The organism is Curtobacterium sp. MCSS17_007, from assembly GCF_003234175.2.
In the GTDB taxonomy this organism is placed as follows: domain Bacteria; phylum Actinomycetota; class Actinomycetes; order Actinomycetales; family Microbacteriaceae; genus Curtobacterium.
Genome location: NZ_CP126257.1, coordinates 2526407 through 2541206 on the forward strand (window position 1 = coordinate 2526407; position 14800 = coordinate 2541206).

Consider the following 14800-nt stretch of genomic DNA (forward strand, 5'->3'; position numbering starts at 1 on the left):
CGCTACCCGGACGGTGTCAGGCGGGGACGGCCTGCCGAGCCTCGTGCTTCCAGAAGCCCGAGAACGTGATCCGCGACTTCGGGACCCCGGCCCGGTGCAGGTGGCGACGGCCGGCGGTGGCGAGCCGCGACTCCCCCACGACGAAGGCGTAGACCCGGTCGTCGCACGGCACGTGCCGCTCGAGCTCGGCGAGCGCCGCCCGTCCGGGGACCTCGTGCGGGTCGACGTGCTCGCGGACGATCCAGGTGACCTCGACGCCGAGGGGAGCGTCGAGCACGCGGACGTCGGCGGCGGTCGGGACCTCCTGGATGATGCGGCCCACGGTGTCGCGGGGCAGCGAGGCCGCGATGCCGACGACGGCGGGCAGCCCGGTCTCCTCGGCCGCGACGACGACCTCGCTGACGTCGTCCGGGCAGTCGAAGATGCGTCCCTGGTCGAGCACCGCGAGCTGGTCGCCCGGTCGCGCCGCGCAGGCCCAGATGGCGGCTCCCCCCTCGAGCACGCCGTCGGCGTCGGTGTGCACGACGAAGTCGACGTCCATCTCGGCGGCGCCGTCGGGCAGGTGCCGGTAGCCGGCGACCGTGTAGTTCGCCAGGTGCGGGCGCTCGTCCTGCGGGATGGCGAGGTACTGCGGGTACCAGCGGGTGCCGTCGATCTCGGGCAGCGTGAAGGTCGCCTGGTGCGGGAGCTGCAGGAACAAGCGGAACCAGTGGTCGTACCCGGCGAAGGGGAACTCGTGCAGGTCGTCACCGGTGACCGTGACCCGCTGCACCGACGGGGAGTACCGGACGGAGCGGAGCACACGGGCACGGAAGAGCCGGGGTGCCTCGGGCATGAGCCGCGGGATCTTCGCCATGAAGGGAAGGCTACCCTAAGCTGGTCCGCGTGCCATCCCCCGAAACCGTCCTGATGCCTGCCCGGGCCGACCGGACCGACGGCTCCCCGCTTGCCGGCAGCGTGCACCGCGCGACGGTCCGCCGACGCCTGCTCGTGGTCGCGGCCCTGGTGGTCGTGCTGGTCGCGGCCGCGGTGGCCAGCATGCTCTTCGGGAGCAACCGGCTCGGCGTCGACCAGGTGCTCGCCGGGCTCACCCGGACGGGGTCGAGCACGGCAGAGGCGGTCGTCTGGGGATCGCGCATCCCCCGCACCCTCATCGGCGCCGCGGTCGGGGCGGCCCTCGGCATCGCGGGCCTGCTCATGCAGGGGCACACGCGGAACCCGCTCGCCGACCCCGGCCTGTTCGGGGTGTCATCGGGCGCGGGCCTCGCCGTCGTGCTCGGCGTGTACGTGTTCGGGGTGACGAGCACCGGCGCGACGGTGTGGTTCGCGCTCGCCGGCGCGGTCGTCGCCAGCGTCGTGGTCTTCTCCGTGACCGTCGCGGGGAGCGGGACCGCGAGTCCCGTCCCCCTCGCGCTCGCCGGTGCGGCCGTGTCCGCCCTGCTCGGCGCCGTGACGTCGTTCATCGTCCTCACCGACCAGGACTCCCTCGACGCGTACCGGCTCTGGGTCGTCGGCTCGCTCGCCGCGCGGCAGCTCGACGTGCTCGCCGCCGCGGCACCGTTCCTGCTCGTGGGCGCCGCGCTCGCGGTCTGGAACACCCGGGCGCTCGACGCACTGGGCCTCGGCGCGGAGCTCGCCCGTGGCCTCGGGGAGAACGTGCTCGTCGCACGGCTCGTCGGGCTCGGCGGCATCACGCTGCTCGCCGCCGGGGCCACCGCGGCCGCCGGACCCGTCGGGTTCGTCGGCCTGACGGTCCCCCACGTCGCACGCGCCCTGGTCGGTACCGGCCACCGGTGGACACTGCCCGTCTCGGCCCTGGTCGGCGCAGCGCTCGTGCTCGCCGCCGACGTGGTCGGGCGGCTCGTCGGCGGGTTCTCCGAGGTCGAGGTCGGCATCGTCCTCGCCGTGCTCGGCGGCCCCGTCTTCGTGGCCGTCGCCCGTCGTCGATCGCTGGTGTCCCTGTGAGCGCCGCGACCGACGCGCACGCGGGCCGTGCACCCGCCGGTCGTCGCGGCGTCCGCGTCGGCCCGGTCGGGCTCGCCTGGCGTCCGCGGGTGCTCGGCTGGACCGTCGGCGCGATCGCAGTGGCGCTGGTGCTCGTGGTGCTCGGCGTCGCCGTCGGCAGCACGTTCATCGCCCCGGGCACCGTCGTCCGTGCGCTGTTCGGTGCCGAGGACGGCCCGGACGGCTTCATCGTCACGACCCTCCGGCTCCCCCGCGTCCTCACCGGCGCGCTCGTCGGCCTGGTGCTCGGGACCGCCGGTGCGCTGACGCAGACGGTCACCAGGAACCCCCTCGGCACGCCGGACATCATCGGCGTGACCTCCGGCGCGAGCGTCGGCGCGGTCGCCGCGATCGTGCTCGGTGGCGGCACCTACTCGGTCTCCTCGGTCGTCCTGAGCGGCGGCATCCCGGTCGCGGCGACGATCGGAGCGCTCGTCGCCGCGGCTGCCGTGTACGGCCTCGGCTGGCGGGGCGGCGTGCAGAGCTACCGGCTCGTGCTCGTCGGCATCGGAGTGAGCGCCACGCTCGACGCCGTGACCAGCTACCTGCTCGTCCGCGCGAAGATCACCGTCGCCACCGCAGCGTCGCAGTGGCTCGTCGGCAGCCTGTCGAGCACCTCGTGGTCGACCGTGTGGCCGCTCCTCGTCGTCGCCGCGGTCTGCGTGCCGATCGCCCTCGCCACCAGCGCTGCGCTCGGCATCGGGCAGCTCGGCGACGAGGTCGCGACCGGCGTCGGACTCGGCGTGCAGCGGCACCGGCTGCTCGTCCTCGCCCTCGCGGTCGTCCTCACCGCTGCCGCCGTCGCCGCCGCCGGCCCGATCGGCTTCGTCGCGTTCGTCGTGCCCCAGGTCGCCCTGCGCCTGGCCGGCACGAACCGCCCGCCGCTGCTGCTCGCGGGGGCGCTCGGGGCGGTGCTCGTCCTCGGCGCCGACCTGCTCGCCCGCTCCGCCTTCCCGTGGCAGGTGCCCGTCGGCATCGTGACCACCGTCGTGGGCGCCCCGTACCTGATCTGGCTCCTCGTCCGCCACCGCAAGGAGATGTCCCGATGACCGCCATCACGACCCAGACCCGGACCGCGGGCGCGCCGGACGGGACCACCCACCGGAGCGCGGGCAGCGCATCGCCCGGCACCGTGCTTCCCGTCCTCGAAGCACGGGGACTGTCCGTCGGCTACGACCGCGATCCCGTCCTCCGCGACCTGGACCTGCGGATCGAACGCGGCACCGTGACGACGTTCCTCGGCGCGAACGGGTGCGGGAAGTCGACGCTCCTCAAGGCGTTCGGCCGCGTGCTGAAGCCGCAGTCGGGCGAGGTCCTGCTCGACGGCTCCCCGATCCGCAAGGAGCCGAACCGGGCCGTCGCGCGGCGGCTCGCGATCCTGCCCCAGAGCCCGGTCGCACCGGCCGGCACGAGCGTCCTCGACCTGGTGATGCGCGGGCGGAACCCGCACCAGTCGTGGGCGAGGCCGTGGACCGCGGACGACGCCGACGTCGCCGAGCAGGCCATCGCCGCGACCGGTCTGACCGAGGTCGCCCACCGCGACGTCGCGAGCCTGTCCGGCGGCCAGCGACAGCGCGCGTGGATCGCGCTCGTGGTGGCGCAGCAGGCGGAGACCCTGCTGCTCGACGAACCGACGACGTACCTCGACCTCGCGCACCAGCTCGACGTGCTCCGCCTCGTGCGGCGCCTGAACCGCGAGCAGGGGTCGACGGTCGTGATGGTGCTGCACGACCTCACGCTCGCCGCGCGGTACTCGGACCGGCTGGTCGTCCTGCACGACGGCGGTGTCGTCGCCGACGGCACGCCGCAGGACGTCCTGACGCCCGCGGTGCTCGAGACCGCATTCGGGCTGCACGCCCGCGTCGTGCCGGACCCGGTCACGGGAGCGCCGATGATCGTGCCCGAGGCGGACGAGCACGAGGCCCCACCCGTCTGAGCGTCGCGGACCCGGGTCACAAGCTGGCGGGTCTCTCAGAGTTAGGTTAGGCTCTCCTAACGTGAAGATCCCCCGCCGCGGCTCCCTGCGCGCCGCTCTCGTGACCTCCGTGGCCGTCTCGGCCCTCCTCCTCACCGGCTGCTCCGGTGCGAACGACGGAGCCGGCTCCGCTGACACCGCGGGCACGGGCTCGGCCGCCTCCGGCCCCTGGTCGTACAAGGACGCCACCGGCGCCACCGTCAAGACCGACAACACCCCGAAGCGCGTCGTCGTCCTCAACGACATCGCCATCTCGTTCATCGAGTACGGCCTGCGGCCGGTCGGCACCTTCGGGCAGCTGACCATGGCGAAGGACGCCCGCTTCGACGACCTCGACAAGGACGGCATCACCCAGCTCGGCGAGGCGTACGGCGACATCGACCTCGAGCAGCTCGCGGCCCTGAAGCCCGACCTCGTCGTCACGTCGGTGTACCCGAAGGACGAGAAGGGCACCCTCGACACGACCCAGCCCGGGTACGGCTTCAAGGACAAGGAGCAGGAGCAGCAGATCGAGGCGATCGCGCCGGTCGTCCAGGTCGAGTGGGGCGGCAAGGGCGAGGACGTCATCGAGGAGATCGCCGGCCTGGCCGAGTCGCTCGGCGCGCCCGAGTCGAAGGTCGAGGCCGCCGAGGACCGCTTCGACGCGGCCGAGGACACCCTCGAACAGGCTGCGAAGCAGAGCGACGTCTCCGTCGTCTCGATGTACGCGGACGGCGACGGCGCCTACGTGACCCGCCCGTCCGACGAACCGACCCTGCAGATGTACTCGTCGTTCGGCGTCGACTTCGTGCAGCCGGAGCCGAAGGGGTTCTACTGGGGCATCTACTCGTGGGAGAACGCGGGGCAGATCACCGGTGACGTGATCCTGCTCTCGCAGCAGGGCTACCAGGTCGCGGACCTCGAGAAGCAGCCGACCTTCGCCGACAACCCGGCGCTCGAGGCCGGCCAGGTGCACAGCTGGACCTTCCCGGCGCTCGACTACGCGTCGCAGGCGGACTACATGACGAAGCTCGCGGGCTGGCTCGAGGACAGCAAGAAGGTCTCGTAGCCGCACACGACGGACGGGAGGCGCGGTGCCGGCTGGCACCGCGCCTCCCGTCCGTCTCGGCCTCGGGTCAGCGCACCGGTGGAGCAGAAGACGTCGTGTCACCGTCGCGGAGCCGACGTCTTCCGCGCCACCGATGAGGAACAGGACGCGGACAGCGTCGCCTCAGCCGGCGGGCAGCGCCGCGTTGACCGCCGTCTGCGCCTGCCGCCACACGTCCGCCCGTGACCCGGCGTAGGTGCCGCCCTGCCCGCTCCCGACGTACCGCAGGTTCGTCTTCCCGCCGTCGGTGTTGCCCTGCCAGTAAGCGGTCACCGCACGCGAGGTCCCACCGACCAGCCAGATCTGGTCCGCCGCGTCCGTCGTGCCGGTCTTGCCGAACAACGTCGCTCCGTCGAGCGTCTGTCCGCCGGCCGCCGTGCCGCCCCGGAACGCCCCCTGCATGACCGCGACCGCCTGGGCGGCGACCTGGCCCGAAACCGCCCGCGTGCACGATCGCTGCTGTCCCCCGAGGGCGGTGCCGTCGCGGCCGGTCACCTGGTCGACGACGACCGGAGCGCAGTACACGCCCCCGTTCGCGATCCCGGCGTAGGCGGCCGCCATCGTCAACGGCGCGATGCTCGTGGTGCCCAGGATCGCCGCCGGGTTCGCGGGCAGGTCCCCGCCCGTCGCGGGGTGGACGCCCAGTCGTGCCGCGGTGTCGCGGATGTCGCAGAGGTCGAGCCGAGATGCCATGTCGGCGTAGGCCGCGTTCACCGACTGCGCGGTCGCCGCACGGACGGAGTACGGCCCGGTCTGCCCCGGTGAGTCGTTCTTCGGGTCGTACGGCTCGTCGAGCGTGACCCGCTGCCCGCACTGCATCCACGTGCTCCGGGCCTTGCGCGTCCCGTCCACCACCGTGTCGGGGCTCCGGCCGGACTCGAGCCACTGCAGCAGCGTGAACATCTTGTAGGTCGAGCCGACCTGGAACCCCTTCGAGCCGCCGTTCGACTCGTCGGTGGCGTAGTTGAGCGACGTCGCCGTCGCCGGTGCGTCCGCCGACCGGTCGAAGTCCTTGTTCTGCGCCATCGTCAGCACCCGTCCGGTGCCCGCCTCGACCGTGTCGAGCGTCGCACCGAGGGCGAGTCGGCTCTCGGTCGCGGGGTCGTGCCGGGCGAGCAGGTCCTTCTGCTGCGTGTTGAGGTCGAGGTCGAGCGTGGTCTGCACCCGGTACCCGCCCGTGCGCCAGGCGGCGGCGCGGTCGTCGGGGTCGGCGCCGAGCTGCGGCAGGTCCCGCGCGACCTGCTCGGCGTACGCGCAGAAGAACTCCGCGCCACGGACCGCCGATCCGCATCCCTGCTGCGGCGCGGTCAGGCGGACGTAGTCGGCCGGACGCGACGCGAGTGCCGTGGCGAGGTCCGCGTCGCTCAGGTGTCCCTGCTCGTGCATCGAGCGGAGGATGACGTCCCGGCGGGCCTGGTTGTCGGCGTGGTGTGCCGGCGTCGACAGGTCGCGACGCTCGGGCCACTGCACGATCGCGATGAGCGACGCGGCCTCGGCCGCGGTGAGATCGGAGGCGTCCTTGCCGTAGTACCGCTGCGAGGCCGCCTGCACGCCGTAGGTCTGGTCGCCGAAGTACGCGATGTTCAGGTAGGCGGCGAGGATCTCGTCCTTCGAGTACTCCTTCGCGAGCCCGATCGCCAGCTTGACCTCCGCGAGCTTGCGCTCCGGGCTCTTGCGCGTGGCCTCGCGGTAGCCGGCCTCGCGCTCCTCGGCCGTCGGTAGTTCGCTCGCCTGCTGGATCTTGATGTTCCGCACGAGCTGCATCGTGATCGTCGAGCCGCCGGAACCGCCCTTCCCACCCGAGGCGATCACGCTCGCGACCGACCGCACCAGGCTCGTCGCGTCGACGCCCCCGGTCTCCCGGAAACGCTTGTCCTCGCCGTCGATCGCGGCGTGCTCGAGCGTGTCACTGATCTGGTCGAGCGACAGCTCCTGCCGGTTCTGGTCCCACACGTCGACCAGGTGCACGGGCTGTCCGCCCTGGTACGCCCAGATCTCGTTGCGCTCGGGCAGGTCACCGATCTCGATGTACTCCGGCATCGAGTCGAAGAGGTCGATCGCCGAGGTCGTCCCCACCCCGGCCACCGCGAGCACCGGCGTCACGCCGACCCCGACCAGCAGCCCGGCCAGCACGCTGCCGCCGACGAAGCCCAGGGCCGCCCCGGTCGCACGTCGCATCGTCATGTCTCCCCCTCGTGTCCCGCCTCCGTCCTCCGGTGGCGTCGGGTGACCCTCCCAGCGCTGATCGGGCGTCTGCCCGGGGTTCCCCGGGGAGAACCGGCACGACCGCTGGGAAAGGACCGAGCCGGTACGGATCGTTACCGGAGCAGGTCGGGCCGTCACCTCCCCGTGACCGCACCGTGACCGGGCCGTGATCGGGAGGTCGTGGATAGGGTCGGGTGATGGGAGCAGGACAGTGGCACGAGGACGTGCTCGGTCCGCCCTTCGAGCGCCTCGAGCTCCCGCTCGGAGCGGACCGCGAGGGTCCGGTGGTCGCGACGCTCGTCCGACGGCGGCGATCGCCGAACGACCTGTTGCTGCACGCCCGTGGACCGCTGCACGGCGTGGACGTGCTGTACGTGCACGGCTGGTCCGACTACTTCTTCCAGGTGGAGCTCGCCGAGCGGGTCGAACGGCTCGGTGCACGCTTCCACGCCCTCGACCTGCGGAAGTACGGCCGGAGCCTCCGACCCCACCAGACCCCCGGGTTCGTCGACGACCTGGCCGTCTACGACGAGGACATCGGCGCCGCCCTCGACGCCGTCGCCGCCGAGCACCGCGGCGGGCCCCGCCGACGGCTCGTCCCGATGGGCCACTCGACGGGTGGGCTCACCCTGTCGCTCTGGGCGGCGCGCCACCCCGAGCTCGTCGACGGCCTGGTGCTGAACAGCCCGTGGCTCGAGTTCCAGGCGACCGCGCTCGGTCGGGCGATCGTCGCACCGGTCATCAAGCTCGGCGCCAGGCGGAACCCCCTCGCGCCGATGCCGGCGGTCGACCCGGGCTTCTACACCCGCACGGTGTCCGCGGCGGGCGAGGGGTCGTGGACCTACGACCAGCGGTGGCGTCCGGACCGCGGCTTCCCGCTCCACCCGGGGTGGCTCGCTGCGGTGTTCGCCGGGCAGGAGCGGGTCGAGCAGGGGCTCGGCATCACGGTCCCGACGCTCGTGATGCTCAGCGACAAGAGCATGCTGCAGCCGCGGTGGGACGACGGCATGACCCGGGCGGACGTGGCACTGAACGTCGACGTGGTCGCGCACCGCGCGCTCTCGCTCGGCGCCGAGGTGACCGTCCGGCGGTTGCAGGGTGCCCTGCACGACGTCGTGCTCTCCGCACCCGAGGTGCGCGAGGAGGCCTACGACGTGATGGGGCGCTGGGCCACGACGCTCCCGCGTTGACGCTCGCCCCGGGTCGCGGGTCAGTCCGTGCGCTGCACCGCCACGCGGGTCGCCGCGGCCACCAGCGCGTCCGACGGCTCGGCGCCCGCCCGGTCGTGCGCCGTGAACACCACGAGCACGATCGGGTCCCGACCAGGAGGCTGCACGACCGCGATGTCGTTGCGCACCCCGTACGACGCCGTGCCGGTCTTGTCCGCGACCGACCAGCCGTCCGGAACGCCAGCGCGGATCGTGCCGTCGCCCGTGGTCGTCCCCGCCATCGACGACCGCAGCAGTTCCCGGTGCCCGGCGTCCAGCGCGTCACCGAGGAGCACCGCGCGAAGGTCGGCCGCCGACTGCGCCGGGGTCGTCGTGTCCCGCGGGTCCCCCGGCGTCGCCGTGTTGAGGTCGGGCTCGACGCGGTCCACCCGGGTCACGTCGTCCCCGATCCCCCGCAGCCACCGGGTCACACCGTCCACACCGCCGAGCCGCTCCACGAGCAGGTTCGCAGCCGTGTTGTCGCTCTCCCGCAGCGCCGCGTCGACGAGCGCCCGGACCGTCATGCCCTCGTCGACGTACCTGCTCGTCACGGGTGCGTACGCGAGCAGATCGCCCCGTCCGTAGTGCACGACCTCGTCGAGGTCCTCCCCGCTCGACGCGTCGAGGACCGCCGCGGCGATGAACGCCTTGTTCGTCGAGGCGAACGCGAACCGCTCGTCGGAGCGGTACCCGACGCCGGTGCCGTCCGCCGTGTCGATCGCGACGACGCCGACCCGGGCGTCGTACTGCTCCTCGAGCGCGGCGAACGCACGCGCGGTGGCAACGTCGGCAGTGGGCGCCACCGCTGACGAGGGGGTCGAGCTCGGGGCCGGGCCCGCGGTCCCGCTCGTCGGCACCGTCCCCTCCACGGACCGGCCGGTGCCGGTGCACGCCACGAGCGTCACCGCGGCCAGCGTCGCGATCGTGGTCAGGGCCGTCCTCGTCATCCACACCTGGACGAGCATGCCGACGCCGCCCGCGATCCACCTGCACGTCGCGGCCACGGCCGGACGGGAGGCACGGGTCGGCGCCACCGCGCGCCTCCCGTCCGGTGGTGACGGAGCCGGGACGTCCCGCCGGGTCCGCACGCGCCTCCCGGATCCGGGGTCGGTGCGTCAGGACCGCGACAGGCGCGCCACCGTGGCGTGCGCTCCGTCGTCGAGGAGGCCGTCGAGCGCGTCGCGGTACGCCGCGACGAACCGCTCGTCGTCGACCAGGTCACCGAAGACCTGGCGGTCCCGCAGGAAGGCGAGCCGGTCCTCGCGCTGCCGCTGTGCCGCAGCTGTCAGGCGGTCGGCGAGACGGTCGACGACCCGGATCAGCTGCCCGTCCTCGTCGGTGCCCTCGGCGTAGCGCGCCCACGAGGCGACGATGCCCGCGGACAGCGCCACCGGCCCACCGGAGGCGAGGTTCTCGCGCACCACGGGCAGGAGCCACTTCGGGATGCGGTCGCTCGACTCGGCGCAGAGCCGCGCGAGCGTGTCGCGGACCTCGGGGTTCCGGAACCGCTCGATGAGCGTCGCCTCGTAGTCATCGAGGTCGATGCCGGGCACGGGGTGCAGCGTGGGCGACGCCTCCTCGTCCATGTAGCGGCGCAGGAAGGTCGCGATCGCCTCGTCCTGCGTGGCCTCGTGGGCGTACCGGTACCCGGACAGGTACCCGAAGTAGCAGAGCCCCTGGTGGCTGGCGTTGAGCAGCCGGAGCTTCATCAGCTCGTACGGTTCGACGTCGTCGACGAGCTGCACCTCGGCGTCCTCGTACCGGGGACGACCGGCGGGGTGGTCGTCCTCGAGCACCCACTGGAAGAACGGTTCGGCGACGACCGGCCAGGCGTCCTCGATGCCGAGCTCGTCACGGACCCAGGCCCGGTCCTCGTCGGCGGTCACGGGCGTGATGCGGTCGACCATCGAGTTCGGGAAGGACACGTGCTCGTCCATCCAGTCCGCGAACGACGGGTCCTGCAGCCTCGCGTACGCCGTGAACATCTGGCGCGCGACGTGCCCGTTGCCCTGGATGTTGTCGCACGACATCACGGTGAACGGCGCGAGTCCGCGATCACGGCGTCGGCGGAGCGCCTCGACCACGAGGCCGAACACCGTGCGGGGCGGAGCGTCCCCGCGGAGGTCCGCCGCGACGCCCGGCTCGTCCGCGACGAACTCCCCGGTGACGTGGTCGAAGTTGTAGCCGCCCTCGGTGATGGTGAGGCTGACGATCCTGGTGTCCGGGTGCGCCATCTTCTCGACGACGGCGTCCGGGTCGTCCACGGCGAGCAGGTACTCGACGATGCTGCCGACCACCCGCGACTCGCGGGTGCCGTCCGGGTGCTTGAGCACGAGCGTGTACAGGCCCCCTTGCTCGTCCATCGCGGCGGCCATGCGGCGGTCCTGCTCGAGCACGCCGACCCCGCAGATGCCGTACTCGCGTGCCTCGCCCTGCTGCAGGAGCCGGTCCACCACCATCGCCTGGTGCGCGCGGTGGAAGCCGCCGACGCCGAAGTGCACGATGCCCGTGGTGATGCCGTCGCGGTCGTAGGTCGGGACGGCGACGCCGGTCGCGGCGATCTGGTCGAGGGTCTCCGGGGTGAGTCGGACGGACATCGGTACTCCTTCGTACGGCGGTCTCGGGCCTCCAGTCTCTCAGGCGGGAGTGGCCGGTGGAACCAGTGTGCAGCACACCTGTTCCCGTCTTCGGGTCAGCTCGCTCGAACCTGAAGATGCACCGACAGATGGTGCACCGAGTGCATCGATGCACCTAGTGTTGTCAGTCGTGACCACCACGACCGACCGCCGGGCCGCGCTCAAGGCGAAGCACCGCGCGGCGATCCTGCAGGCCGCTCGCGACCTGATCGACGAGCGCGGTGGACGCGACTTCAGCGTCGACGACCTGGCATCGCGAGCGGACGTCGCACGGCGCACGGTCTTCAACCACTTCGCCTCGCTCGACGAGGTCCTGCTCGCGGTCTGCGAGCAGGAGCTGTCGGTGATCATCGACCGGTTCCTGGCCGACATGGCGAGCACCCCGGTCGGCGACGGCAGCCGGGCGTCGATGTTCGACGAACTCGAGTCCGCGGCACGCGGAGCCGACCTCGCCCCGGCGATCTCCGGCATGTACCGGATCATCGGGGAGCCCGGGAAGGAGGACCCCAAGGCGGCCGTCCTCACGCAGACGGCCTTCTCGCGGGTCACCGAGCGGCTCCGTGCCGAGGTCGCCCGTCGTCACCCGGGCGCCGACCCCCTCGACACCGCACTGCTCGTCGACTCGCTCATGAGCGGCATCGTCGTCATCGCCGACCACTGGCTCACCCACGAGGGCCCGGAGCTGACGCCGGACACCCTGGAGGCCTGGGACGCACTGCTGAGCAGACTCGTCCACAGCGTCCGGTCGGGCTACATGCCGACCCCCTGACCACTCCCACCGGGGTCCACCGGCGCACCCCGCACCTCCACAGCACCTGACACGAAAGGACGGGGCACCGCATGGCCGGTCTCCTCTACCGTCTCGGACGGTTCTCCGCACGACGCCACTGGCTGGTGATCATCGCCTGGGTCGTCATCATGGGCATCGCGGGCCTGACCTACAGCCTGTTCGCGGGCACGATCTCGTCGTCGATCACGATCCCGAACACCAAGACGAGCCAGGTGCAGGACGAACTGGCCGACAAGTTCCCGTCGGCGAACGGCGGCAACGGCACGCTGGTCTTCGAGACGACGGACGGCAAGGCGTTCACCGCGGCGCAGAAGACCGACGTCAAGGAGTTCCTCGACGGCATCGCCGACCTCGACGGGGTGAAGGAGGTCCGCGACGGCTTCACCACGCAGGCGCAGCTCGACGAGCAGCGCCAGAAGATCGTCGACGGGCGCAAGCAGATCGAGGACGGCCGCAAGCAGATCGAGGACGGCCAGGCGCAGCTCGACGAGCAGAAGGCGAAGCTCGAGTCCGGCAAGCAGCAGCTCCAGCAGGCCCAGGCACAGCTCGACGCGAAGAAGGCGCAGGCCGAGGCACAGGCGCAGGCCGCCGGGGCCGCCGCCACCACCGCAGCGGCGCAGGCACAGGCGCAGGCGGGTCAGCAGCAGCTCGCGCAGGCCCAGGCCCAGATCAACGCCCAGCAGCAGCAGATCACGTCGGGCGAGCAGCAGATCGCCGACGCCCAGCAGGAGATCGACGACAACACGAAGAAGCTCGAGGACAACGAGCGCGAGCTCGAGCAGGGATCCGACCTGCTCGACCTGTCGAAGGACATCCGGTTCGTGTCGTCGAACGACTCGGCCGCGATCGGCACCGTGCAGTTCACGAAGTCGACGTACGAGGTGCCGCAGGAGACCAAGCAGGCGATCTCCGACAAGGCCGAGAGCGCGGAGATCGACGGTGTCGAAGTGTACGTCTCGAACGACATCGCGCAGGGCGTCCCGTCGATCCTCGGCCCCGGTGAGATCGTCGGCGTCATCATCGCCGCGCTCGTGCTGTTCCTCATGCTCCGCACGATCATCGGCGCCGCGATCCCGCTCCTCTCCGCCGTGCTCGGCGTCGGCGTCGCGACCCTCGCCTCGCTGTCGTTCTCGAGCCTGGTCGAGTTCATCTCGGTCACGCCGGTGCTGGGGGTGATGCTCGGCCTGGCGGTCGGCATCGACTACTCGCTCTTCATCCTCAACCGCCACCGCACCCAGCTGAAGGCCGGCATGGGCGTGCACGAGTCGATCGGGCTCGCGAACGGCACGTCCGGCAACGCCGTCGTGTTCGCGGGCACGACGGTCATCGTCGCCCTGCTCGCGCTGAACATCACCGGCATCCCCTTCCTCGGCCTGATGGGCACGGTCGGCGCCGTCGCGGTGCTCTTCGCGATCCTCATCGCGACGTCGTTCACCCCGGCGCTGCTCTCCCTGCTCGGCATGCGGATCCTGCGTCGCAAGGAACGCGAGCAGATCGGGCACACCGGTTCGGTGCGGGTGCCGAACAAGCCGATGTCGACCTGGCGCGCGGTGATCACGCTCGTCGCCGGTGTCGCGGTGCTCGGCACGATCGCCCTGCCCGCGACCCAGATGCGCCTCGGTCTGCCGACCGGCGCGTCCGAGGCCACCGACTCGTCGCAGTACAAGGCGTACAAGGCGCTCGAGGACGAGTTCGGTGCCGGTCAGAACGGCCCGCTGCTCGTCGTCGCCGACCTGCCGAAGGCGGTGGCGAAGGACGACGTCACGGCGACCGAGGTCACGATCGGCCAGGCCCTCGCGAAGAACGACGACGTCGAGGCCGTGCTGCCGATCGGCGCCTCGTCCGACCGCGACATCATCGCGTTCCAGGTCAAGCCCGCGGGTGGTCCCGACAGCGTCTCGACCGAGACCCTCGTCAAGGACCTGCGTGAGCAGACGGTCGCGACCGACGACGGCACGGTCACCCTCGGGGTCGCGGGCAACGCGAGCGCGAACATCGACGTCTCCGAGAAGCTCGCGAACGTGCTGCCGCTCTACCTCGTCGTGGTCGTCGGCCTGTCGCTCATCATCCTCATCGTCGTGTTCCGGTCGTTCCTCGTGCCGATCACCGCGACGGCCGGCTTCATCCTGTCGGTGCTGGCGTCCTTCGGTGGCCTGACCGCCATCTACCAGTTCGGCTGGCTCGGTTCGGTGTTCGGCGTGCACGACCCCGCACCGATCCTGAGCTTCCTGCCCATCATCGAGATCGGCATCCTGTTCGGCCTGGCGATGGACTACCAGCTGTTCCTGGTGTCGGGCATGCGCGAGGCGTACGCCCACGGCGCCTCGGCGAAGGTGGCGGTGCAGCGCGGCCTGCACGCCGGTCGCGCGGTGGTCACGGCGGCCGCGATCATCATGATCTCGGTGTTCGCGGGCTTCATCTTCTCGGAGTCGTCGACCATCAAGCCGATCGGCTTCGGCCTGGCGTTCGGTGTCCTGGTCGACGCCTTCGTGGTCCGGATGCTGCTCATCCCCGCGGTCATGCACCTGCTGGGCACGAGCGCGTGGTGGATCCCGAAGTGGCTCGACCGGATCCTGCCGGACGTCGACGTCGAGGGCGCGAAGCTCGAGCGGTCGCACCCCGGTGACGCACGCGGCCACGGCACCGAGCCCGCTGCCGTCGGTGCCGACGCTGGTGCCGGTTCCCACCGCGGGTCGCACGCGGCGGACGTCGAGCCCGACGCCAACCCGCACGAGGGGCACACGCCGACGCACCGCGCGTAGGCGCACGGCCGCCGCAGCCGCGCGGGGCGCCAGCCCCACCGCACCGCCTGGAGGCCCGGTGCCGGTCGACGAGACCGGCACCGGGCCTCCCGTGCGTGCGCCCGGCGGAACCGGGCGTACCCGGCGGAAACGG

The 14800-nt window shown here is 72.0% G+C and carries 11 protein-coding genes; 7 read left to right on the forward strand and 4 right to left on the reverse strand.

Features of this window, described 5'->3' with window-relative positions; genetic code table 11:
• Positions 1-16: 16 nt before the first annotated feature.
• Positions 17-856 carry a siderophore-interacting protein gene (locus DEJ22_RS11985; RefSeq protein ID WP_111227798.1) on the reverse strand — a complete coding sequence of 280 codons (840 nt, stop codon included), beginning with the start codon at positions 854-856 and terminating at the stop codon, positions 17-19.
• Positions 857-885: 29 nt separating this feature from the next.
• Here DEJ22_RS11985 and DEJ22_RS11990 point away from each other — a divergent pair, with 29 nt between their 5' ends.
• The 4 genes from DEJ22_RS11990 to DEJ22_RS12005 all read left to right on the forward strand — a co-directional run bounded on the left by DEJ22_RS11990 (position 886) and on the right by DEJ22_RS12005 (position 5027).
• A complete protein-coding gene (locus DEJ22_RS11990) occupies positions 886-1965 on the forward strand; it encodes a FecCD family ABC transporter permease (RefSeq protein WP_258379680.1) in 1080 nt (359 codons plus the stop codon).
• Positions 1962-3053, forward strand: a complete 1092-nt coding sequence (locus DEJ22_RS11995) for a FecCD family ABC transporter permease (protein WP_258379679.1) — start codon at positions 1962-1964, stop codon at positions 3051-3053. Before DEJ22_RS11990 ends, DEJ22_RS11995 begins: the two co-directional genes overlap by 4 nt.
• Positions 3050-3940, forward strand: a complete 891-nt coding sequence (locus DEJ22_RS12000; protein WP_258379678.1) for an ABC transporter ATP-binding protein — start codon at positions 3050-3052, stop codon at positions 3938-3940. Before DEJ22_RS11995 ends, DEJ22_RS12000 begins: the two co-directional genes overlap by 4 nt.
• A gap of 61 nt (positions 3941-4001) precedes the next feature.
• Complete coding sequence (locus DEJ22_RS12005) at positions 4002-5027, forward strand: ABC transporter substrate-binding protein (RefSeq protein WP_111227796.1); 1026 nt, start codon at positions 4002-4004, stop codon at positions 5025-5027.
• 162 nt (positions 5028-5189) lie between these two features.
• Here DEJ22_RS12005 and DEJ22_RS12010 read toward each other — a convergent pair whose 3' ends face one another.
• Positions 5190-7250, reverse strand: coding sequence for a transglycosylase domain-containing protein (locus tag DEJ22_RS12010; protein WP_258379677.1), 2061 nt, complete (start codon positions 7248-7250; stop codon positions 5190-5192).
• A 218-nt stretch (positions 7251-7468) separates the two neighbouring features.
• Here DEJ22_RS12010 and DEJ22_RS12015 point away from each other — a divergent pair, with 218 nt between their 5' ends.
• Positions 7469-8461 carry an alpha/beta hydrolase gene (locus tag DEJ22_RS12015; RefSeq protein ID WP_181430936.1) on the forward strand — a complete coding sequence of 331 codons (993 nt, stop codon included), beginning with the start codon at positions 7469-7471 and terminating at the stop codon, positions 8459-8461.
• A 20-nt stretch (positions 8462-8481) separates the two neighbouring features.
• On the opposite strand, the gene bla is transcribed toward DEJ22_RS12015, so the two are convergent.
• Together bla and DEJ22_RS12025 are read right to left on the reverse strand one after the other, a co-directional pair.
• The gene (gene bla, locus DEJ22_RS12020) at positions 8482-9483 is read right to left on the reverse strand and encodes a class A beta-lactamase (RefSeq protein WP_258379676.1); all 1002 of its coding nucleotides are present in this window, start codon (positions 9481-9483) and stop codon (positions 8482-8484) included.
• Positions 9484-9594: 111 nt separating this feature from the next.
• Positions 9595-11076 carry a mannitol dehydrogenase family protein gene (locus DEJ22_RS12025; protein ID WP_111227794.1) on the reverse strand — a complete coding sequence of 494 codons (1482 nt, stop codon included), beginning with the start codon at positions 11074-11076 and terminating at the stop codon, positions 9595-9597.
• Between the two features lie 169 nt (positions 11077-11245).
• Here DEJ22_RS12025 and DEJ22_RS12030 point away from each other — a divergent pair, with 169 nt between their 5' ends.
• Both DEJ22_RS12030 and DEJ22_RS12035 read left to right on the forward strand, forming a co-directional pair.
• A complete protein-coding gene (locus DEJ22_RS12030; protein ID WP_181430934.1) occupies positions 11246-11884 on the forward strand; it encodes a TetR/AcrR family transcriptional regulator in 639 nt (212 codons plus the stop codon).
• 71 nt (positions 11885-11955) lie between these two features.
• Positions 11956-14667: an MMPL family transporter gene (locus DEJ22_RS12035; protein ID WP_111227792.1), complete on the forward strand. Its 2712-nt coding sequence runs from the start codon at positions 11956-11958 to the stop codon at positions 14665-14667.
• The last annotated feature ends 133 nt before the right edge of the window (positions 14668-14800 follow it).

Excerpts from the sequence above, each read along its gene's own strand:
- DEJ22_RS11985 (WP_111227798.1), bottom strand. The coding sequence starts at position 856 with ATGGCGAAGATCCCGCGGCTCATGCCCGAGGCACCCCGGCTCTTCCGT.
- DEJ22_RS12000 (WP_258379678.1), top strand. The coding sequence starts at position 3,050 with ATGACCGCCATCACGACCCAGACCCGGACCGCGGGCGCGCCGGACGGG.
- DEJ22_RS12010 (WP_258379677.1), bottom strand. The coding sequence starts at position 7,250 with ATGACGATGCGACGTGCGACCGGGGCGGCCCTGGGCTTCGTCGGCGGC.
- DEJ22_RS12015 (WP_181430936.1), top strand. The coding sequence starts at position 7,469 with ATGGGAGCAGGACAGTGGCACGAGGACGTGCTCGGTCCGCCCTTCGAG.
- DEJ22_RS12025 (WP_111227794.1), bottom strand. The coding sequence starts at position 11,076 with ATGTCCGTCCGACTCACCCCGGAGACCCTCGACCAGATCGCCGCGACC.
- DEJ22_RS12035 (WP_111227792.1), top strand. The coding sequence starts at position 11,956 with ATGGCCGGTCTCCTCTACCGTCTCGGACGGTTCTCCGCACGACGCCAC.